Here is a 21,016-nt window from a genome sequence, read left to right on the forward strand (position 1 = left end):
CAGAGGATGTGCTCCTGAAGAGCCGGATGAGGGAAAACTTCACGTCCGGTTCTGTGAGGGGGCTCATAGTCACCTCGGAGCCAGTACTCCAACAAGAGGTAGGCTATGAGCTCTACTCGACAAACCAGTATGGAGTACCCCACATATAAATATTGACTGGAAAATAAATTGTCAAGACACTAGCGGCGGATGGCGAGCCCACCACCACCTGCCCACCATCAGCTTCTTTCCCGATACTTCACCGTCAGGCGCGTCGCTCGTTACGTTACTCTTCCATGCTTATCGCACCTTGCTCACAAACGTCTACGCACGTCTCACAATCGGTGCACTCCTCAGTATTTATTACTGCGTGTTGTTCTCTGCCATGTGGTGCACTGCTGGGGTCGTCCTCGACCAGACTTATGCACTCCACTACACATTCCTCTACGCACATGCTCGTGCCTTTCTCTTTCCGGCCTTTACAGCCGTCACACTTCGCCAAATCTACCACTGCGGGCATTTTTTCACATCACACTCCTTTATTTTTCTCTTATCTCCCAACATATAAATTGCCATCCCCTTATGCCAAAAAAAAGATACACAGAGGTTCCGCTCCAACCGTGCTTAGCTCCTCCTCGCTTCCGCACTGAGCCAGAATATCTTCTCCCGGTATGTTACCTTCTTTATCTTCCCGCTCATGGCCAGCCGCAGCAAACTCTCCTGAACAGCTTCTTCCTCCACCGCGACGTGCTGCAGCGTTTCGATGACCTGCTCCTCCCGCATGGGGTGCCGTCCGATAATAGCTAAAATAGCCTCTTCGGGGTTGCGGAATCCCGCAATGGCGAATTCACCCTGCTCCTCTGTCGTGATGTCTACCACGTTCAGATCGCTGAATATCGCCTGTGCTAACACGATAGCTTCTTGATCTGGCGGAACGGCCCAGGGCTCCGCAGGTGGTCGTATGGGGACATTTATATATATCCGATCGGGCGCTATCCGCTCGAGTCTGCGTTTCAGTGCGTGCAATTCTGCTTCCGAGTCGTTGAGCCCCTTTACCAGCATAACCTCTACCCAGAGCTCTCCCGTATATGCTCGCCTGAACTCTTCCATACCCGCGACCACCGTATCAAACACAATTCCGCGATATGGCCGGTTTATCTTCCTGAATGTTGCGGCAGTGCCCGCATCGAGTGAGGGCATCACCACATCGGCTTGCAAAAGCTCGTTTCGCACGTCCGCCTGATACAATAGGGCGCCATTGGTATCAACGGCTACGGGTATGTCCGCCAGCTCTTTCGTCTTGCTGATGAGCCAGCCCAAACTTTTACATAACGTCGGTTCGCCTTCACCGACAAAAGTCACAAAATCTATCTCCTGCTTAGCGCTGGGTGCTGGCTCGAGCACTTCTTGAATCTCGTCCAGTAGCTCCTCAGGTGGGAAGAAATCGCGACGCTCATTGGTCATGTGCGTTGTCCTGCCGAGCTGGCAGTAGACGCAGGAATAGTTACAGGTCTTGAACGGGATAGGATTGACGCCGAGAGAGCGACCGAGCCGTCGTGAGGGAACCGGTCCGTAGACCCGTTTCATTGTATGCGCTCCCACATGGCTCGTATCGTCTTCGATACTTCCCCGTCCGAGAACGCGACCACCGGCAGACCTGCGACCATAGCTGCGGTGACCACCGGGTCATACGGGATCTTGCCGACGAGGGCCACGCCGCGCCGCTGGCAGAACGCGGCAATGCGCTCGCTGTTCTTCTCACTCAGGTCGTATTTGTTGATGCAGACGGCTGACGTGATCCCGAAGTGTGTAGCTACAGCCATGATTCGCTCGAGGTCATGCATGCCGGACATGGTGGGCTCGGTAACGATAAGTGCAAGATCCACGCCGCTCAAGGATGCTATTACCGGGCAGCCGATCCCGGGTGCACCGTCAATCAAGATGAGCTCACGACCTTCCCGCTCGGCGATCTCCCGTGCCAGCTCTCTCACGACCGTAACCAGTTTCCCGGACGCCTCTTCCGCGATATTGAGCTGCGCATGCACCATCGGACCGTACTCCGTGGTTGAGACGAAGGCGTAGCCGGAGACGCGTTCCTGCAGCGAGAGCGCCTCCTGCGGACAGGTGTAGACGCACGCGCCGCAGCCTTCGCAGCGTGCGGGATTAACCGCATAGCCTGAATCTTCGGTCGACACGATGGCGTTGAATCTGCAGGTCTCCGCGCACGTACCACACTCGATACAGAGCGATTTGTCCATAACGGCGACCTTTAAGCCTTTGAATTCCTGCTTACTTTTAAGTTCAGGATGCAAGAGCAGATGCAAATCCGGCGCATCAACGTCACAGTCCGCAATAACTTTGTTCTCCGCAAGGACTGCGAACGCGCCGACAAGCGTGGTCTTGCCCGTGCCGCCCTTACCGCTGATCACCGTGAGTTGTTTCATTGCTCGCGCTTCTCCTTCTCCAGCTCCTCCACAACCCGCTCTATCAGCGCGGCAAATCGCTCCTGCCATTCAGGGAGCCGTTTTATAAAGGGCACACCTTCAGCATAGCACTCCGCAATTCGTTTATCATGCGGGATCTCAAGCAGAATCGGCAATCCCTCACGCTCGCAATACGCATACACGCCTCTATCACCGATTCCCGCTCTGTTGACCACTACACCACAGGGGATCGCAAGCACGTGAAGCACCGCAACCGCAAGCTTCAAATCATAGAGCCCAAACGGTGTGGGCTCGGTCACGAGGATACAGTAATCACTGCCCTGCACCGCTGCAATCACCGGGCAGGCCGTCCCCGGCGGGACGTCAATGATCACGGTCTTTTCAGGATTGAGCTCCGCCTTTACCCGATCGATCAGGGGCGTCGCCATGATTTCACCGATATTCAGCAGCCCGTAGACCAGCTCTATGCGGCCGTCGCCACTCCGCCCCTTCTTGATCACCCCGATCTCACGTGGCTGCTCGCTGATCGCATCCTGCGGGCAGACCAGGGAGCACAAGCCACAGCCGTGACAGAGTCCCGGGAAGACCATCACCTCCTTCTGCGGCACAACAACGAGCGCATTGTACTCACAGGCAGACGCGCACTTCCCGCAGAAATCACAGCGCTCGTAATTGATCGCGGGCACCAGTGTATACGCGGACTTCGTCTCATGAATCACGGGATTCAGAAACAGATGTGAATTCGGCTCCTCAACATCGCAATCGAGCACTTGCACCGCTTCATCCCTCAGCGACAGGGCGAGGTTAACGGCAACGGTGGTCTTGCCCGTACCGCCCTTGCCGCTCGCTACCGAGATAATCATCACGTCTTCACGTTCTGGCGTTGGGAGAGGTTACTTTACGTTAATGCCGATGTTCTTTACACGCATTGTTCTCACAGGCCTCGATCAGCTCGCCGGCCTGAAACGCTTTGATAGCGTCCTTTACCGTGCCGCGGGCACCGACGTAGACCTCGATCCCAAACTGCTCAAAGGCTGCGATCGCACGCGGTCCCAAACCCGAGCAAAGCAGTACCTCCGCACCAGCCGCTGCGACCAGCTCCGGGGTGTTCCCGGAACCGCCGAAATGCTCGCCGGTATTCTGCATCACCGTTACCTCGTTATTCGTCATGTTCACGATCGTGAATGTCGGTGCGCGTCCGAAATGCTCGCTTACCTGGTCATTCATTCCACCAGATCCCAACGAGGGAATACAGAGTTTCACATCCCGTTCATCTCCTCCACTCTCTTCATTTCTCTTCACTTCACTTCTTGCTCCCGTAATCGTCAAGAGCCGCGTGGAGCGTGTTCGCGGCAAGCAGAGCGCAATGGACGTTCTCCTCGGGCAAACCGCCCAGAACAGCCAAAACGTCACTGTCCGTTATCCGTGAGGCAGCGGCCACGGTCTTTCCTTTCACCAGTTCCGTGATGACGCTGCCACAGGCTGTGGAAGCGCCGCAGCCGTCGGTGATGAATTTACAATCCACGATCCTATCGTCCGCTACGTTCAGGTGTATCTGCACGGTATCACCACACGGGCCTGTTATTCTGGCAGCACCGTCCGGATTTCGCAACTCGCCGACGTTCTTCGGGTTGTACGCTTCCGCAAGCGTCCGTTCTGTGTATATCGCGCGCTCTTCCTTCCGAACTGTCTCATCTATGCCCGCTACAAACGCGTCGAAATCGGAACCGTCCTTCCTACTGATGCCCACTCCTTCTTTCTGGCGCTCTTTCGTCATTTAGCCACTACCAATCCGTCACGTAAGTAACGCTGTCCTGCTACAACAATAGCTCGAAGACAAAAAGAAAAAAAGTATAAGGAAGAGCTGTTACTTCTTCAGCTCTTCCAGGCGCTTCTTTATCTGCGCTAACTGGTCGCCAAGCATCTGTGCCTGCGCTTGAAGCAATTCGATCTCCTGCTCCTTCGACAGTGCGGGCATGCCTGCCGGTGCCGGTGTCGGCCCAAACGGCATGCCTACCCGAGCAGCTGCTGCTGGCGCTTGCTGTTGCAGCCACGACGCAAACTGGGGCATCTGCCCGGTCTGCGTGAGATACTGTGCGCCAGGCGGCATTCCGGTTGGACTCCGATCAGCCCAGCCGGGCGAGTAACCAAACCGCATCCAGCCTGGCAAGCCAGTCAGGTAATACATATTTCTCCTTCTATAGCCACCCATTTCTTATTTGCCTCCTAAACTGTTTTTACAACCATTGCAAACGGTCTCTCTCTCTCTCTCTCTCTCTCTCTCTCTCTCTCTCTCTCTCTCTCTCTCAGTCAGTCAGGGCCTCGCCATTTTAGACCCGCATTTGGGGCAGGTTTGCTCATTACAAGGTACCCCAACTTGATGTGGCATGGTATAGCCACACTGCGGGCAGCGGCATTCCCCGCCGGGGCCCAAACCACTGCCACCCATGCGGCCTCGAACCTGCCCACCTCGTCCTATTCCCTGGCCTCGTCCGCCACCACGGCCCATGCCACTCATCTTACCAGACCCCCTCCCGTACGTAGGGCGCGCCGTAACATGGCGCGGGGTATGCGGCAGGCGCTATTGGTCCGTACATGCCGGTCCACCATCCCCCGGGAAGCCAGGGGAAGTTCCGGCAGAATGGATAGGGATTGCCCATGCCCCTTCCGGGTCCGAACCCTGACCAAAAACCTCTTCCACGTCCCATTCCTCTTCCTCGCGGCATATTCATCACTTCTTCTTTAATTCCGCTATCCGCTTCTTTACCTCTTCCAGATTCTTCTCCAGCGACTCCACGATCGTTGAGAGCTGCTCGATGTCCTCGTCTTTTGCTTTAGTAGGTACGGCGGGTGTTTGCTGCGGCTGCTGTGGCGCTGGTTGTTGCATGCCGAGCCCCATACCGCGGCCCATGCCCCTGCCGCCACCGCCTCGTCCGCCACCGAGTCCAGTGCCGACACCAGCGCCGCCAACGGCGGCCATACCAGCATGAGCAACTACGGTTGCCGTACCCGCTTCGGCGAGCTTACCCGCCTGGTACAGCTCAATCGCGTCCTTCACCGTGCCGTATGCGCCCGTTGCGATCTTCACGCCGGCCGCCGAGAGCACCTGGAACGCGTTGGGGCCCATGTTGCCGGAGATCACCACGTCAACGCCTTCATTCACCATAGCTTGAGCCGCTTGGATGCCCGCACCTCCCGGTGCGTTCAGAGCCGGATTAGGTCTTGATTCAAAATCCATCGTCGCGGGATCAACGATCACGAAATACTGACTGCGCCCAAAGCGCGGGTCTACCTGCGCGTCCAATCGATCCGCGACTGCGGTTACACAGATTTTCATCTCTTCAGGTCACGTGCTCCATATGAATATATATTCAATTACCATATAAACTTACGCCTGCTCCACGCCGGCTCCGCCTTCCACGAAGGTGCGGATGTTCTCCACGATCTGCGCAAACGCTTCGCTCACCTTCGAGTCCTTGTGCATGACAAACGGTGTGCCGCTGTCAGCGGCCTCGACCATGTTCGGATCCAGCGGGACTCGCCCGAGGAACGGAACGCCCAGTTCCTGAGCCGCTCGCTCACCGCCGCCGTACTTGAAGATATTAATCTCCTTGCCGCAGTGCGGGCACACAAATCCGCTCATATTCTCTACGATACCGATGACCGGCACGTTCAGTACGCCCGAGAAATTGACGGCCTTGCGTGAATCCAGAAGCGCGAGATCCTGCGGTGTGGTCACGATGATCGACCCATCAACCTTCTTGAGCAACTGCGCGACGCTGAGCGGCTCGTCACCGGTGCCCGGTGGGAGATCGATGATCAGGTAATCCATATCCCCCCAATCGACCTCCGAGAGGAACTGACGAATCGCATTCATCTTCATCGGCCCGCGCCAGATGACCGGTGAATCGCGATCGGGTAACAAAAACCCAATCGACATGGCTCGCAATCGCGGTGTCACCGGGATCGGCTTGATCATATCCCCTGAGATCTCCGGTCTTTTATCCTCGATCCCCAGGATCTTCGGAATGTCCGGCCCGTGGATGTCCGCATCCATAAGCCCCACTTCCAGGCCCTGCATACCGAGTGCGAACGCGAGATTCGCCGCCACGGTGGTTTTCCCCACGCCGCCCTTGCCGCTCATCACCATGATCTTGTACTTGACCTTCGCCATGCTCGCGGCAACGGCATCTTCTTGCTGTTGTTTCTTTTCCACTTTTTTCTCTTCACTCATCTGTATGGTATCACCTCTAACCAGACCTTATCCATACCTTAACGTAATCCTTTCTGCCCGTGCCGACCCGCACGCCAGCCCGGAGGCAGCGCGGGAGCGGGTACGTGACCCTCGGCCTTCGTGAGCACGTAATGGCCACCCTCGATCCGAATAGCTTTTCCCTCAACGAGTGCATCCGCGATCTTCCGATGCGCTTCGCTCACTATCCGATGGAAGGTCGGCTGTGAGACGCCCATCTGCTTCGCTGCTTCCTCCTGACTCAATCCGAGCTGGTCTTTTAAGCGAATACTCTCCAGTTCATCGAGCTTCAGGACGGTCTCCGTGACCGTGTCCCGGGCGCGGAGCTTCCCGCCGCGCGGTCCGACCTGTGGTTCGAAGTAGCGATACTGCGGTTGAAAGCCGACGCATCGGCATCGTCTTCGGCCTGGCATAGTATGGTACAATACCGACTAGGCGTTATTCGAATATATATTCGCAAAGGTGCTGGAGGTGCTCGGTCCGTCACCGCGCGTGCGTCAGAGCTGGCATGAAAGCTTCTTACAGGAGCGTGCTTGGTATACAAACGGAACTCAAGGCGATCTCGAGCGAGGGTTTTGTGGTTAACGAGCGCGTGCAGGAGGAAGACCGGTGGGAAGCGCTGATGCAGCGGGGGGGCGAGAACCGGCACGGCACCCGCGGATAGCAGCGCCTCACTCAGCATCCTGCTTTCTCGACCCGTAATCGCTCGATGATCTCATCGATAACCGCGCTCAAATTCCGCTGATTATCAAAGTCCAGCACGGTTTGCGTGCTCAACGTCGCCGCAGGGATCAGCGCAATGAGGTTGTCAAGCGCGCGCTCCACATCGTCAACGATGCTCACGGTCGCATACCGGGACGTGCGTGAGAACGGGTTCAGATCAACGGATATCACGCGCTTGTCCATCTTAATGAGCGCTTCACAGCGATCACCGTCTTCCAGTGGGGTGAACACGACGTCCGCGGCATAGATGCCTGCCGTATCAGCACGTGCACGCGCGTGCGCGATACCCGGAATGCGCGCCTCCGCATCGCGGCCCAGAACGTTCGTTGCGCCCAGCCGCTCCAGATGCGCCGCTATCCGACGCACGCGCTCTTCAGTCCAGTAGAAGATATTGACCTCCAGTGGTGCGGGTATAAGCGCGCTCAGGGCGATGAGCTTCTCGGGCACCAGCGCGGCAACATTGCCATTTACTGAGATCACCGGCTTTTCCGCCGTCAACAGGAGTGCCGCGGCCGCCTCGGTCGCGCGCATCGCGGCCGGTACTGTACGCTCGCCGATCAGGTAGTCGAATGCTTCGCCGCGACCGTGTGCAATCAGACCCTGCTTGCTCGTTATGCCCGCTTCGATGCCCGCAACGATCTTCTCGCGTTTTTGCAGCGATTTATATCGCGGGTGCGATTCCGGAATGGTCACCATTGGACTATCCTTTTCACTTTGCTCGTTAAAAAGAGGCGGGATCAGAGAGAGGAATGAGTCCCCAAGAGTACCGTGGTATGAATCTCAGCCTGCCAGGAAGCTTTCAACTACAGCATGAACGATGAACGTTCGTTGCGTGAACATGCTTTTTGTGGAGCGCCAAGGCTCGCGATCTATAAGGCTCGCTAATAATATTCTATTCTATATCCTGCGAATAGAAATCTCGCGCTTCTTCGGCATGATCTGGCGGAGAATCGCTTTGAATTGCGCGTCGTCGATCTTGCTCTTGATTCTACCGGACTGCGCGAGTGCGATCAGCTGCGCCTCCAGCTGCTCGGCCATCTCCGGCTTGGCCATGCGGATGGTGTTCAGCCGCTCTCGTGCTTCTGCCGTGAGGATCTGCCGGAGGATATTCTTTTTGAGCTCCTCGAGCTCCTGCCGCCGCTGCTCCTCCGAGACCGCTGCTTCCTGTTGCTGCTGCATCTGCGCCATCTTCTGCCTTCGAATCGCAGCAAGCTCTTCCTCGTCTGCCATCTTCCTTTTACTCTTTCTTATTCCTTCTTAGGCGTCTCGGTCCCCGTCTGCAGCAGCTTCAGCTCATGTGCCGTGTTATCCAGAAAGCTCATACCGTCAGCCGAGATCTTCCGGCCGCGCTTGGTCTTCGTTACGTACCCTGCACGTTCTAACTGCATGAGCACCTCGCGAATGATCTTCCCGGAAGCGTCCCGGAACCGCTCTTTCTTCGTGCCCCGGTTGACTCTGCTACCGTAATAGGTACGAAGTCGTGCGACGCCGACCGGGCCATGGAGATAAATCTGTCTGAGCACTGAGGCACAGCGTACCCACCACCAGTCGGGATTATCGGGTGGGAGCTCCTTGTTCGCACCCCGTTTCACATTCACACCCCATTTTGGGGGCGTAATAGCCTTGTTCTTTTTCAGCTTCTCGCCCACCAGCTTCACCAGCTTGTCCGGTGACACGTCGTATACCGTCGTCATCTTCGTCTACCCCTTTATAAGCCACCATCACATAAAAGTTTCTGTAATATAAGGGTTCGCGAGCTCGAGCACGGAGAGCGGGTAAATGGAGGTCAAGATCGGTCTGGAATGCCATGCGCAACTGCTGACGAAGTCCAAATTATTCTGCTCCTGCTCCACCGATTATCAGGGCGCCGAGCCGAATACGCACGTCTGTGCGACCTGTCTGGGCCTCCCGGGCGCCTTGCCCGTGGTGAATCGGCGTGCGGTACGCTACGGGATCAAAATTGCGCTCGCGCTGGGCTGCCGTGTGCAGCCGGAGATCATCTTCTACCGCAAGAATTATTATTACCCTGATCTCCCACGTGGGTTCCAGATTACGCAGTACGACTTCCCCATCGCCTTTGACGGCCTGGTACGAATAGCGGCCGATGAAGGTGACGGCGGCAAGGAGCGGGAGATTCGGATCAGGCGGGTGCACATGGAGGAGGATCCCGGGCGGCTGGTCTACCGGGGCACGATTGATACCGCCACCTACGCGCTGGTCGATTACAACCGGTCGGGCATACCGCTCGTCGAGATCGTTACGGAGCCTGACCTGAAGTCGCCGAAGGAGGCGCGTGCTTATCTGAACAAGCTTCGGAGCATTCTGGAGTATCTGGATGTCTTTGACGGCGATCTGGAAGGCGCAATGCGTGTCGATGCGAACATCTCGATCGAGGGCGGCGAACGCGCGGAGGTAAAAAATATCTCCTCGTTTAAGGGCGTGGAGCGCGCGCTGCTCTTTGAGATCACGCGGCAGAAGAACAAGCTACGCCGCGGGCTCACCGTGCAGCAGGAGACGCGGCACTATGACGAGGTGCGTGGCATCACGCTCTCCATGCGGACAAAGGAGTTCGAGCATGATTACCGCTATTTCCCCGAGCCCGACCTCGTCCCGATCAGTATAGCGCCCTACGTCGATGCTGTCCGAACGGAGATCCCGGAATTACCGGACGAGAAGAAGCAGCGGTTCATGGCGCAGTACGGGCTAACGCGTGAGCATGCGAACGCGCTCACCTACGACCTTCATATCGCGGACTACTTCGAAGCAGTTGCCGCCCTGGTCGAGCCAAGATTGAGTGCGACCTGGATCGCGGACGTCCTGAAGGGCGAGTTGAATTACCGGTCCCTCGCCATGAGAGAGGCAGTGACTAGAATCAAACCCGAGCAGTTCGTGGTTATTCTGAAGGAGTTGCAGAAGGGCGTGATCACCGAACGTGGTACGACGGAGATCATCCGTGAGATGCTCGACCACGGTGGCTCACCGGGCGAGATAATCGAGCAGAAAGGCCTGGGCAGCGTCGGCGGCGACGAGATTGACACCGCGATCGAAGCGGTGCTCAAAGCGAACGAAGCGGCCGTGCAGGATTACCGCGCGGGCAAGCAAGCGGCCTTGAACTTCCTCGTCGGGCAGGTAATGAAGCAGACCCGTGGGCGGTCAGAGCCGAAAGAAGTGCGTGCACGGCTCGAAGCTTGCTTGCTAGAACGCTAACATAGCGAGAAAAAGGACGCGATTTCGCGTGAATAAACAAGTATCTCGTCTGCTTGTAGCACTGCTCCCGTCGTCGCTTCCGACCGCGATCCCTTCCTCAGGATGCCGACCCACGGCGAAGCAAGCGACCGTCGCAGCAGCTCTTACTTCATCAGCGTTCGCTTTCTGAAGAACGTATAGCTTCCCGCAACTCCCTATTTTTTGGCTGCAGCAACCTGTGCTTTTGCCGCGTTCATGGTTGCCAGGGCCTGGTCAACGGAAAGAACGGTGTGCGTCTTGAACCTGATGTACGGCACATATTTTTCTGTTCCTGCGAGGAGATCCTGGTCAGTTCCCTCCATGACGGCATAGCCTGCGTGCTCGCCAGGAAACGTTCCCCAGTCTTTCATTCTGCCGCTTTCTAAGTCGTCTTTAACCATACTCAATAATTTAGTCCACCCAGCAAGACGCTCGCTTGGATCTGCAGGCATTCTATCCCTATCCGACTTCCAATACAAATGGTACTTTGTCATTTACTATCACCTCCCGGTTGTCTATTCGTCTCCACGCTATTTAAGGCTGCCGGTGCCGGGTTCCGGGGATGGAGGAGCGAGGCTCAATGGAGACGAACGAACGGGAAAACGGCTAGCTAGTGGTCCGATAAAGCGGGTTTTAGTGACTCTTGCGTCTCAACCCCGTTCCCTCTGCATACCGCGCTATGAGCGGTTTTATTCGGTCGCTGTACCATCCCTTCTTGATGTATCGCGGATAGATCGGCAGCCGCTCGCGGAGTTCGTAGGGCGCTATCTTTCGGCTGAGTTCCTCTTCGGTCGGCCATGGCGCTTCCGGATTGATATAGTCGATCGTCCGCTCCGAGATCCCGCCGAGGTCCGAGGCGCCGAGCTCGATAAGCGCCTTCGGCGAGGTTAAATTCGGCGGCACCTGGATCGCAACCTCAGCCGGTAAGATCCTCCGTGCCGCACGAACCGTCTCCTTCATCGCCACGAACGGCGGTGAGCTTGCGTTCGCCATTACGGTGGCGGGTTTCGGTAAGAACGGCTGAATGATCACTTCCTGTATGTGCCCGTACCGCTCGTGAACCGCTGCAAGTGTTTCTAATGACCGGATGCGGTCTTCTTGCGTCTCACCGATACCGATCAATATGCCGGTGGTGAACGGGATCTCCAGCCTACCCGCGTCCTCGAGCATCTGCAACCGCACTGCGGGCTCTTTACCGGGCGATTTTACGTGCGCCTCGAGCTCCACAGTGGACTCGAGCATCAAGCCCATGGACGCGTTCACCTCCTTTAATTCCTGGAGTTCCTCGCGGGTCAGCACACCCAGATTGCAGTGCGGCAGGAGCCCGTGCTGGATCGCGAGCTGGCAGAGTTGTTTTGTATACGTTGTGAGCGAGTCGAATCCCTCTTCAGCCACCCGGGCAGTGAAGAGCGAGCCCAGCGCATCAGCGCGTTCGGGCTGCTCGCCGGCCGTAAAGAGTGCTTCAGTGGCCGCGCCTCGCTGCCGGAACAGGTCAAGAACGTCCTCAGTGCCCACGACGTACGCCGCTTCCTGGCTGCACGCGCGGTAGACGCAATAGCCGCATGCGTTCCGGCAGATGTTCGTCACGGGTATGAAGATGTTTCTGGAAAAGGTGACGTAATTGTTTCTCATCTCGGTCCGCATCCGGTTAAAGTATAAATAAATAGCCGCGCCAAATAAACACAAATAAGAGTGTGGAGTTCGGAGGCAATAAGAACTATGAAGATCATACCCGGAGTAACGACCCAGGTCCTGGCGGCACGCATTGCCAGTGAACTGGGCACTCGCGCCTCATTGTGTGAATTCAAGCGGTTCCCTGATGGTGAGTTGTACACCCGTGTGGTGGATGAGATAAAGGGCGAGGAAGTAACTATCGTGCAGAGCCTCATGGCTGATACCGGCCTAATCTCGCTGCTGCAGTTGATCGATGCGGTCGAGGAGGCACACACGACGACCGTGGTCATACCATATCTGGGCTATGCACGCCAGGATAAACGGTTCAAACCCGGTGAGGCGATCAGCTCCCGGGCAATCGCACGCGGCATCAGCTTCGCGGGCATCGTGGACCGGATTTACGTGGTGAACGTGCATAATCCCGCGGTCTTGCGCTACTTCGATGTCGATGCGAAGGATCTGAATGCCGCACCATTGATCGGCGATTACATCGCGCACCGGGCGATACCGGATCCCGTGATCATCGGACCCGACGAGGGTGCACGCGAGCTGGCGAAGGCGGTGGCGGAACAGCACAGCTTCGATTTCGATGTGCTGGAGAAGAAGCGGATCAGCGGCGATCAGGTCCAGATCAAGCCGAAGGAGGTGAGCGTCGCGGGCAAGAACGTGGTCATTGTGGACGACATCATCTCAACTGGCGGCACGATCGCCGAGGCGGCCGCGCTCCTGAAGGCGCAAGACGCCAATGACATCTACGTCACCTGCATCCACGGCCTCTTCGCGCAGAACGCAACGCTCCGCATACTCAACGCGGGTGTCAAGGAGATCATCGCCACCGACACCATACAGTCGATCTTCAGCGAGATCAGCGTTGCGAAGATGATCGCCGACGAGTTGAGCACCTAACCTCATTTCGTCTGGTCGATTGGTGTTGTGCGAACGAGCGGATGGTAGCAGCCGCGTGAAAAGCGCTTATCCGCAGTAGATACCTGCAGCAGGCGCCAAAGTGCTCTTCTGCCTCGCTCCTTGCTTCGTCTCGACGCTTATGCTTATATCTGCCTATTCACTGCCGAAGAAGCGTCGCATCATCGGATACATCTCCATCATCTGCTCAGAGGCGATATCCTCATAGAGCCGGTAAGCAATGCTCACCGCCAGGAGCAGCCCGGTGCCTGACGCCTGTCCGAGCGTGCCGAACATTTCCGCAATGACCGCTAATACGCCGAGCAACGCACCGCCCATGAGCGCGATCTTGGGGATGTAGCCCTCCATCAGCCGCTCAATCGCGGCGGGATTCCGGCGATGCCCCGGGATCTGCAGTCCCGAGCGGTAGATCTGCCCTGCGACATCTTTCGGGCCCATGCCCGTCGTCGTTATCCAGAATAATGCGAAGACCATGCCACCCACGATCATAAACGATAAGTCAGCACAAAGGCGCAGCGCAATTTGCCAGCCGGCAATGTTTGGATACGCCATGTGCACGAGCGACGGGAACCAATCATAGGGGCTGTAAATGGGATCCAGGTAATACATCAAGCCTGAGACCGCGTTGTTGCCCTCGTACGTGCCAAAGATGGTGATGCCGCGAGAATATAAGAGCCGCCCAAACCCCTGGATGCTCGCCTGCAACGCGCGGACCAGAATTATGGGCAGCACGCTCGCGTACAGGAGCTTGATCGGGAACCGGCCGCGCGCACCGCGTGCCATGGAGTGCGCCAGCGGGATCTCCAACCGTGTGCTCTCGAGGTACACCACGAGGAAGAAGATCAGGATCGTGGCGATGAGCGCGATGACGTAATGCTGGAAGAGGAAGGTGATGCCGCCTTCAAGGATCTCATAAAACGACAACTGCTGCCCAATCTGGATCCAGCGCGGGATGACACCGACCGCCCAGCCGGTCTCGTCCGGTACCCAGTTGATGAGCCCCGTAATGATCGCCTGGGAGACGCCGGCGATGATGAAGAGCGAGACGCCTGAGCCGATGCCCCATTTCGAGACCACTTCGTCCATGAAGTAAATGAGCATTCCGCCGGCGAAGACCTGGATAAAGAGCAAGAGCGAGATGATCTGTAACGATACCCCGAGCTGTGCAGCAATTGCCGGGTCCGGCTTGTAAAAGCCGACCACATAGGTCAGACTGATGAGCGCGGAGAACGCGAGCACGAGCAGCTTCTGCAGGTTCTGATAAAACGCCTGATCACGCGCATCACTCAGGTTCAGTTTGATGATGCCCGCACCAACGAGCAGTTGCAGAACGATCGACGCATCGACGATGGGCATAATACCCAGGGCGGTCAAGGAGAAGCGTTCGCCGGCGAAGATCGCACGCCACCGCCCGAAGAGGTCAAGCGATTCCGGCGATAACCCGAAGAGCGGGACATTGCCTAGTGCAAAGAAGAGGATGAGTATCCCCACGGTCCAGCCCAGCTTGGACTTGAAATGGACATGGTAAGCCGGACGGTCAACCATCGGGAACTTGCTCAAAACCGCCGCTAATGCGTCTTTAACGTTCAGCTCAGTCATCTACGCGCCACTCACTTAGTTATGCTCCGCTCTCTGACTCACCCCGAGCGTCCACCCGTGCGGCTTCACCCGCAAGCTCTACACTGCCGCCGGCCTGTTCGATCTTCTCGCGCGCGGTCTTTGAGATACCGTTCGCTTTAAGTTGCAGCTTCTTCGTTACCTGGCCTGCGCCGAGGATCTTCTCGATTCCGAGAGCCCCGGCGTCGAGATAGAACCCCTCGGCCATCGCTTCTGCTTTCCCGTCCTTCACCAGTCCCTCGAGCAGCTCGTCCAGTTCCCCGACATTCACCGTCGTTACCTCGCGGCGATCGTAACGAAAGGGTATCGAGGCGTTATGGCCTTTGATGATGCCGTGCTTGAGCGACCAGACCACGTGATGCCCAAACGCGCCGGCGTGGCCGGACCCGCCTTTACTGCCCTTGCCGCGTCGTTTCTTGTGCGAGCCACCGCCGCAGGTTCGTGTCCCTCTTATCCGCTTTATTCGTTTCTTCATGTCTGCGCGCTCTCACCTATTCTCTCTACCAGCAGATTAAAAGCATCTTTTATATAGTTTTACACTCTATACCTATACCCGGACACGAGTAGTGCCGAGTCGCGTTTTATAAAGGGGGTAATTGGTGTATGGTAAAAAAAGTAGAAATAAAGATAGAGAATGTCGTGGCGAACGCGCGGATCGCCGATAGTCTTGATCTGGAATATATCGAATCGAAGCTCGCAGATGCTATGTTTACGAAGAAGAAATTCCCGGGTCTCGTCTACCGGACAAAGGAACCTAAATCCGCATTCCTCATCTTCCGATCCGGGAAAGTGGTCTGCACGGGATCGAAGACCGAAGAGGGCGTTCGCAAGGTGATCGACATGCTTGCTGCCGCGCTCCGCGGGATCGGTATTGAGGTGGAAGAGCATCCTGAGTTCAAGGTGCAGAATATCGTCGCCTCTGCTAACCTTGGTAAGGAGCTCAATCTCGGTGCCATTGTTATCGGTCTTGAGCTAGAGGGCATGGAATATGAGCCCGAGGTGTTCCCTGGTCTGGTCTATCGAATAGAAGACCCGAAGAGCGCGATCCTTATCTTCAGCTCCGGCCGGCTGGTGATCACCGGCGGGAAGACGATGGGGGACTGTGAGCGGTCCGTGCAGGTCTTGCTCGATAAATTGACCGAGCTGGAGTTGATCTGAAGGTATCCTGGGCAAGGGAGGCGTAAAACGCCGTACGCTCGAAGCGAAGGAGCGAATTACCCGATGCGGGATACGACGAGTGCAGACGGGCGAATGCAGGTTAAATTAAATGAGCGCCTCTCTGAGCGTATCGATATTGAACTGTGTGTTTGCGCAGCCGTTCTTCGTTAACGGTATCCCCCGCACGGCCATGCCGCTCGATTCCGCAACGCCGATCCCCAGTTTAATCTCCTCGGGACAGGCAATGCCAGAGACAGCATCACAGTGCAGTTGCTCACAGATCTTCTTGAGACACGAGCCCCCGGGCAGAATGAAGACCTTGTAGTCGCGCGCCTCCGCAAGCATGGTCGCGTGATGTGCCATACAGTCCTCGGAGCAGTGATTGCAGAAATAGGACGCGAATTTAGTATCAAAGTCCGCTTTGCACCGCCAATCCATGTACTTCCTGCAGCAGTGCGGCACGAGCAATATCTTCTCCTGCGCATTCCTGAACCGCTCTTCGTGCACCAGATTCTTGATCTGAAGATCAACCAGATCCTCGACGATAGAGATAGCATCCTCGAGCTGGATGCCCAGGAGCTGGTCCACCCGGAATTTCCGCACGCTCTGCTTTGAGAACGCGCCGAGCTTCTTGTGCAACTGCCGTTTCTCCACGAGCAGTGCGATATCCTTGAAGAAGCCCCGGGGGAGTTTCGTGAGATCGTAGTTGAACGAATACGCCATGATGGTATTATCTCGGGTACGGAATATAAATAGGAACGGTTCCTACCGATCTTCTGAAGGCGCGAGCCGCGCAGTGCCCGTAATCGCAATCCTCGCGCCACAGATCGGGCAGCGCTGCTCACCCGTCACCTGATACCTCATCACATCAAAACCGTAGCGCTCGATAAGCAGCTTGCCACAGCGCGGGCAGTAGGTATGCTCAAACGGGTGGCCGGGAACGTTGCCGAGATACACATACTCCAGCCCTTCCGTCTTTCCGACCATCCATGCGCGCTCCAGGAGCGCGATCGGTGTCCGGCCATCGAAGAGACCGGTGCTCCGTGATTGGTACACGGGATAGTATTGCGTGACGTGCCACGGCGTGTCTATCCCCACCTCCTCACTGATACGATTGGCGATGCTCCGCAGACCGTCCTCGTCGTCATTGACCCCCGGTATGATAAGTGTAGTCAGCTCAACGTGCACACCCATGCGCTTCGCGGAACGTATATTCCGCCATACCTGCTCTACATCAGCACCACAATAGCGCTTCACCGCGTCCTCACCGCCCTTTATATCCACGTTCATCGCGTCCAGGCCGTGCTCGACGAGCAACCGGAGCGCGTGGGCGCTCATGTAGCCGTTCGTGACAAAGGTATTGTAATAACCCGCAGCGCGCGCACGCGGAAAGATCTCCAGCGCGTACTCGAGCAAGAGCGTGGGCTCATTGAACGAGATCGAGGTTCCCTGACAGCGCAGCTCCGTTATCAATCGCACGAATCGCTCGGGCGAGACGTAATTGCAGCGCGCCGGGCTGGGCGCGGCGTTGCTGATCTCCCAGTTCTGGCACCAGGGGCAGGTGAAATTACAGCCATAGCTACCCACTGTTAATGCTCTGCTCCCGGGGAAGAAATGGAAGAACGGCTTCTTCTCTATCGGATTCGCACTCATCGAGGCGATATCGCCGTATTCCAGTGTGTACAGTTTCCCGTCAATGTTCTTTCGCGTCTTGCAGAATCCGAGCTTACCGACCGCGATCTTACAGGAGCGTTCGCAAGTCGTGCAGCGCACCTGGTCGTCCTCGCGTTCATAGAGCAGTGCTTCTCTGAGACAGTCCTGGACGCCCATCTCTTCGGTCGAGTCGAGGTACTCTGCGTGAGATTACCTTATATTAACCCCGGCTCAGTATTCATGGTGTATTATAGATAGAAGTAAAGGAAGATGCCGTAAAAATGACGAAACGCATAATTCCGTGCCTGGATACCACGCTGGACGAGCATGGTAATGCTGTTGTGGTGAAGGGAATCGAATTTGAGAACCTCACGTACGCCGGTGATCCCGTTACGCTCGCGCAGCGCTACGATGCTCAGGGAGCCGATGAGCTCGTCTTTCTTGATATCTCCGCTTCTTACGAAGGGCGGGAGACGATGATTGCCATGGTCGAGCAAATCGCGCAGCGTGTCACCATTCCCTTGACGGTAGGCGGCGGGATCAAGAGCCTCGAGGACGTTGCGAAGGTCATGCATGCCGGCGCTGATAAGGTCGGCATAAACACCGCCGCCGTGAAGAATCCAGACCTCGTTAAGAGCGCGACTGAGCAGTTTGGGAAGTGTGTGGTGGTCGCCCTCGACGTTAAGCGGCGGTTTGAGGCTTCAGCAGGGAAAACAGCAGTGGAGTTGGAAGACGGCACGGAATCGTGGTACGACGTGGTCATCTACGGTGGTCGCGAATACGTTGGCCTCGATGCGATTACATGGGCGAAGCAGGTGGAAGCGCTCGGTGCTGCGGAGATACTGCTGACGTCCAAAGATCGAGACGGTACGACCGACGGGTACGATATCCCGATCACGCGGGCGATTGCCGAGCTCGTAGACATTCCGGTCATCGCGTCCGGTGGTGCGGGCAGTCTCGAGCACCTGTACGAGGCGTTTGTGAACGGCGCGGACGCATGCCTGGCCGCGAGTATCTTCCATTATGAGCGGCACACGATCGGCGCCGTGAAGGCGTATCTGCGCGGACGGGGTATTGACGTGTAACGCGGGTTACGCGTCCGTATGATCGTTGCTCTTCGAGCCGTTTTTACACGGTGAGCAGCCGTGCAATCCCCCCTTACGGGCGATAAGCCCGCGGGAACACGTTACGCTCGTGGTGGGAACCATCCTCACGCTCGCCACGGGGCTGTTATCGCTATAAATAGGATCAGTCTATCAAAGCTATACACCCGACCAATAAAGAGCAGGGCGAAAAAAACACGAAAGCGCATGCACTACATCATCGCAGAGAAGGGAACCACCGCAAAACGAATTGCCATGATCCTCTCCGAGGGAACGGCAGCGAAGCGCAAGCTTGGACACCTCGATGCCTACGAGTTCGATGGCACCGTCGTTATGGGACTCAGCGGGCATGTCTTCCAGCTCGACTTCCCCAATACGTATAACAACTGGCGTAAGGTGAACCCCTACCGGCTGATCGATGCCGAGATCGTTGCGATCGCGATCAAAAATTCGATTATCCAGGCACTGGAGCGGACCGCAAAAGACGCTGACCACGTTACCATCGCCACCGATTACGACCGAGAAGGTGAGTTGATCGGTGTGGAAGCGCTGCGCGCCATAAAAGAGCGCAATCCGCACGTGCAGGTTGACCGAATGCGGTATAGCGCGCTCACGGAACCGGTGATAAAGGAGAGCTTCGCCGCACGGAGCGAAGTTGACTTCGATCTTGCAGCTTCTGCCGAAGCGCGTGGGATCATTGATCTGATCTGGGGCGCGGCATTGACTCGATTCATCTCGCTCGCGGCAAATCGGTTGGGTGAGGAGTTCTTATCGGTCGGCCGCGTGCAGTCACCCACCCTTGCCCTGGTCGTGGATAAGGAGCGCGAGATCAAGAGCTTTGTGCCGCGTACCTATTGGGAAGTGCATGCGCGGGTGAAGACCGAGGCTGGTGAGGTGTTTGAAGTAACGCACGCGACCGCGAAATTCTGGGACAAAGATGAGGCGGACGCGATACTAGCGCGTATTGAGGCCACCACGCAAGGGCTCGTCTCCTCGGTTACGACGCGCACGCGTACCGAGCGACCGCCGACGCCGTTCGATACCACGAGCTTCATTCGCGCCGCATCCGCGCTGGGCATCACGCCGGGGCGCACGATGCATATCGCCGAGAGTCTGTACCTTCAGGGCCTCATCTCCTATCATCGTACTGACAACACGACCTATCCCGAAACGCTCGACCTCAAGGCGCTGGTGCAGCTGTTCCGCGATCACGCCGAGTTCGGCGACTACGCGCGTCAGCTCCTGCAGCAGACGCGACTGAAGCCGACGGCTGGTAAAAAGCGAACCACTGATCATCCCCCCATTCACCCGACCTCGATGACGAGCCGGGAGCAGCTCAAGAAACCGGAATGGAAGGTCTACGAACTCGTCGTCCGAAGGTTCCTCGCTACACTTTCCGATGCCGCCTCATGGCGGGATACCGAGGTGAAGCTCGAGTTCGCCGGTGAGCCGCTGTGCGCCAAGGGCAGAGAATTGACGCACGAAGGCTTCCTCGCCATTTATCCCTATCAGCGCAAAGAGGTAGTGCTCATTCCTCAGGTCATGGAGGGGGAATCGGTATATCTCGAGGAGATCTCGCTCTTAGAGAAGGAGACGAAGCCGCCGAAACGGATCTCGCAAGCGGGCCTGATAAAGCAGATGGAGGAGCTCGGACTCGGCACGAAGAGCACACGCCACGAGATTGTCGGCAAACTGTATGAGCGCGGCTATCTGGAAGAGAATCCCGCGAAACCGACGGAGAAGGCTATGGCGCTGGTAGACGCATTGGAGAAGTTCGCAGAGCTGATCGCAAAGCCAGAGATGACCAAGACGCTCGAGCAGGAGATGGAGGAGATAAAGTGTGGCAAGCGAACAAAGCAAGCGGTGGTAAATGATTCCCGGGATATGTTACGAGCGGTCTTCCAGGAGCTGACGACGAATAAGGCTGAAATCGCGCACTCGCTCAAGGCCGCGTCGAAAGGTGGTACGGTACTGGGCACGTGCCCGGACTGCGGCGCCGAACTCTTCATCGCGACTTCACCGCGCGGTAAGCGGTTCGTAGGCTGCAAGAATTATCCGAACTGCACCTTCTCGTTACCACTTCCCCGGAGTGGACGGGTGACGGTGAAGAAGGAGACCTGTGAGCACCATCCGTTTCTGCACAAGCTGAAGATCATGAAGCGCGGGATGAAACGGCCGTGGGATTTCGGCTGCCCTTATTGCAATTACCTTGTCTGGGCGAAGAGTACCCAGGAGAGCGCCGAGGGATCGTGATTTGTGCGTGT

General features: G+C 56.9%; 26 protein-coding genes. 6 read left to right on the plus strand and 20 right to left on the minus strand.

All coding sequences use genetic code 11. The features are described from left to right. Positions 1 to 265: 265 nt before the first annotated feature. The 8 genes from ENN68_00215 to ENN68_00250 form a co-directional block, all read right to left on the minus strand. A complete protein-coding gene (locus ENN68_00215; GenBank protein ID HDS44524.1) occupies positions 266 to 499 on the minus strand; it encodes a ferredoxin in 234 nt (77 codons plus the stop codon). Positions 500 to 603: 104 nt separating this feature from the next. Next, positions 604 to 1,566, minus strand: a complete 963-nt coding sequence (locus tag ENN68_00220) for a radical SAM protein (GenBank protein HDS44525.1) — start codon at positions 1,564 to 1,566, stop codon at positions 604 to 606. Next, complete coding sequence (locus ENN68_00225; GenBank protein HDS44526.1) at positions 1,563 to 2,423, minus strand: 4Fe-4S dicluster domain-containing protein; 861 nt, start codon at positions 2,421 to 2,423, stop codon at positions 1,563 to 1,565. The genes ENN68_00220 and ENN68_00225 overlap by 4 nt, the downstream gene beginning before the upstream one ends. Next, entirely contained in the window at positions 2,420 to 3,286 is an 867-nt protein-coding gene (locus ENN68_00230) for a 4Fe-4S dicluster domain-containing protein (GenBank protein ID HDS44527.1), read from the minus strand. The genes ENN68_00225 and ENN68_00230 overlap by 4 nt, the downstream gene beginning before the upstream one ends. 40 nt (positions 3,287 to 3,326) lie before the next feature. Further along, a complete protein-coding gene (locus ENN68_00235; protein HDS44528.1) occupies positions 3,327 to 3,650 on the minus strand; it encodes a dinitrogenase iron-molybdenum cofactor biosynthesis protein in 324 nt (107 codons plus the stop codon). A 76-nt stretch (positions 3,651 to 3,726) separates the two neighbouring features. After that, positions 3,727 to 4,200 (minus strand): iron-sulfur cluster assembly scaffold protein, encoded by a 474-nt coding sequence (locus ENN68_00240; protein HDS44529.1) that lies wholly within the window; start codon positions 4,198 to 4,200, stop codon positions 3,727 to 3,729. A gap of 90 nt (positions 4,201 to 4,290) precedes the next feature. Further along, the gene (locus ENN68_00245; protein HDS44530.1) at positions 4,291 to 4,635 is read right to left on the minus strand and encodes a hypothetical protein; all 345 of its coding nucleotides are present in this window, start codon (positions 4,633 to 4,635) and stop codon (positions 4,291 to 4,293) included. Between the two features lie 102 nt (positions 4,636 to 4,737). Continuing rightward, the gene (locus ENN68_00250) at positions 4,738 to 4,932 is read right to left on the minus strand and encodes a hypothetical protein (GenBank protein HDS44531.1); all 195 of its coding nucleotides are present in this window, start codon (positions 4,930 to 4,932) and stop codon (positions 4,738 to 4,740) included. Between the two features lie 149 nt (positions 4,933 to 5,081). On the opposite strand from ENN68_00250, the gene ENN68_00255 reads away from it, so the two are divergent. Further along, positions 5,082 to 5,261 carry a hypothetical protein gene (locus ENN68_00255; protein ID HDS44532.1) on the plus strand — a complete coding sequence of 60 codons (180 nt, stop codon included), beginning with the start codon at positions 5,082 to 5,084 and terminating at the stop codon, positions 5,259 to 5,261. On the opposite strand, the gene ENN68_00260 is transcribed toward ENN68_00255, so the two are convergent. From ENN68_00260 to ENN68_00285, 6 genes are all read right to left on the minus strand, one after another. Continuing rightward, positions 5,155 to 5,760, minus strand: coding sequence for a dinitrogenase iron-molybdenum cofactor biosynthesis protein (locus ENN68_00260; protein ID HDS44533.1), 606 nt, complete (start codon positions 5,758 to 5,760; stop codon positions 5,155 to 5,157). The two genes, ENN68_00255 and ENN68_00260, sit on opposite strands and share 107 nt — an antisense overlap. Positions 5,761 to 5,811: 51 nt before the next feature. Beyond that, positions 5,812 to 6,657: an ATP-binding protein gene (locus ENN68_00265; GenBank protein HDS44534.1), complete on the minus strand. Its 846-nt coding sequence runs from the start codon at positions 6,655 to 6,657 to the stop codon at positions 5,812 to 5,814. A gap of 38 nt (positions 6,658 to 6,695) precedes the next feature. After that, entirely contained in the window at positions 6,696 to 7,088 is a 393-nt protein-coding gene (locus ENN68_00270) for a DUF134 domain-containing protein (protein HDS44535.1), read from the minus strand. Between the two features lie 262 nt (positions 7,089 to 7,350). Then, the gene (locus ENN68_00275; protein HDS44536.1) at positions 7,351 to 8,094 is read right to left on the minus strand and encodes a phosphopantothenate/pantothenate synthetase; all 744 of its coding nucleotides are present in this window, start codon (positions 8,092 to 8,094) and stop codon (positions 7,351 to 7,353) included. Between the two features lie 201 nt (positions 8,095 to 8,295). Further along, positions 8,296 to 8,628, minus strand: a complete 333-nt coding sequence (locus tag ENN68_00280) for a DNA-binding protein (protein ID HDS44537.1) — start codon at positions 8,626 to 8,628, stop codon at positions 8,296 to 8,298. A gap of 17 nt (positions 8,629 to 8,645) precedes the next feature. Then, positions 8,646 to 9,092 (minus strand): 30S ribosomal protein S19e, encoded by a 447-nt coding sequence (locus ENN68_00285; GenBank protein ID HDS44538.1) that lies wholly within the window; start codon positions 9,090 to 9,092, stop codon positions 8,646 to 8,648. A gap of 85 nt (positions 9,093 to 9,177) precedes the next feature. On the opposite strand from ENN68_00285, the gene gatB reads away from it, so the two are divergent. Next, positions 9,178 to 10,605, plus strand: a complete 1,428-nt coding sequence (gene gatB, locus ENN68_00290; GenBank protein ID HDS44539.1) for an Asp-tRNA(Asn)/Glu-tRNA(Gln) amidotransferase subunit GatB — start codon at positions 9,178 to 9,180, stop codon at positions 10,603 to 10,605. Between the two features lie 194 nt (positions 10,606 to 10,799). Here gatB and ENN68_00295 read toward each other — a convergent pair whose 3' ends face one another. After that, positions 10,800 to 11,024, minus strand: coding sequence for a hypothetical protein (locus ENN68_00295; GenBank protein HDS44540.1), 225 nt, complete (start codon positions 11,022 to 11,024; stop codon positions 10,800 to 10,802). A 232-nt stretch (positions 11,025 to 11,256) separates the two neighbouring features. Then, a complete protein-coding gene (gene cofG, locus ENN68_00300; GenBank protein HDS44541.1) occupies positions 11,257 to 12,255 on the minus strand; it encodes a 7,8-didemethyl-8-hydroxy-5-deazariboflavin synthase subunit CofG in 999 nt (332 codons plus the stop codon). An 87-nt stretch (positions 12,256 to 12,342) separates the two neighbouring features. On the opposite strand from cofG, the gene ENN68_00305 reads away from it, so the two are divergent. Continuing rightward, a complete protein-coding gene (locus ENN68_00305) occupies positions 12,343 to 13,203 on the plus strand; it encodes a ribose-phosphate diphosphokinase (protein ID HDS44542.1) in 861 nt (286 codons plus the stop codon). 153 nt (positions 13,204 to 13,356) lie between these two features. Here the strand turns inward: ENN68_00305 and secY are convergent, their stop codons facing one another. Continuing rightward, positions 13,357 to 14,820 (minus strand): preprotein translocase subunit SecY, encoded by a 1,464-nt coding sequence (gene secY, locus ENN68_00310; protein ID HDS44543.1) that lies wholly within the window; start codon positions 14,818 to 14,820, stop codon positions 13,357 to 13,359. Positions 14,821 to 14,839: 19 nt separating this feature from the next. After that, the gene (locus ENN68_00315) at positions 14,840 to 15,313 is read right to left on the minus strand and encodes a 50S ribosomal protein L15 (GenBank protein ID HDS44544.1); all 474 of its coding nucleotides are present in this window, start codon (positions 15,311 to 15,313) and stop codon (positions 14,840 to 14,842) included. Positions 15,314 to 15,441: 128 nt separating this feature from the next. Here ENN68_00315 and ENN68_00320 point away from each other — a divergent pair, with 128 nt between their 5' ends. After that, on the plus strand, positions 15,442 to 15,996 hold the full coding sequence (locus tag ENN68_00320) for a TATA-box-binding protein (GenBank protein ID HDS44545.1): 555 nt from the start codon (positions 15,442 to 15,444) through the stop codon (positions 15,994 to 15,996). A 105-nt stretch (positions 15,997 to 16,101) separates the two neighbouring features. On the opposite strand, the gene ENN68_00325 is transcribed toward ENN68_00320, so the two are convergent. Beyond that, the gene (locus tag ENN68_00325; protein HDS44546.1) at positions 16,102 to 16,719 is read right to left on the minus strand and encodes a DUF116 domain-containing protein; all 618 of its coding nucleotides are present in this window, start codon (positions 16,717 to 16,719) and stop codon (positions 16,102 to 16,104) included. 42 nt (positions 16,720 to 16,761) lie between these two features. Then, positions 16,762 to 17,826, minus strand: coding sequence for an AmmeMemoRadiSam system radical SAM enzyme (gene amrS, locus ENN68_00330; protein HDS44547.1), 1,065 nt, complete (start codon positions 17,824 to 17,826; stop codon positions 16,762 to 16,764). Between the two features lie 104 nt (positions 17,827 to 17,930). On the opposite strand from amrS, the gene hisF reads away from it, so the two are divergent. Further along, positions 17,931 to 18,734, plus strand: coding sequence for an imidazole glycerol phosphate synthase subunit HisF (hisF, locus tag ENN68_00335; protein ID HDS44548.1), 804 nt, complete (start codon positions 17,931 to 17,933; stop codon positions 18,732 to 18,734). A 225-nt stretch (positions 18,735 to 18,959) separates the two neighbouring features. After that, positions 18,960 to 21,005, plus strand: coding sequence for a DNA topoisomerase I (locus ENN68_00340; GenBank protein ID HDS44549.1), 2,046 nt, complete (start codon positions 18,960 to 18,962; stop codon positions 21,003 to 21,005). Positions 21,006 to 21,016 lie beyond the last annotated feature (11 nt).

The organism is Methanomicrobia archaeon (assembly GCA_011049045.1).
GTDB lineage: Archaea > Halobacteriota > Syntropharchaeia > Alkanophagales > Methanospirareceae > JACGMN01.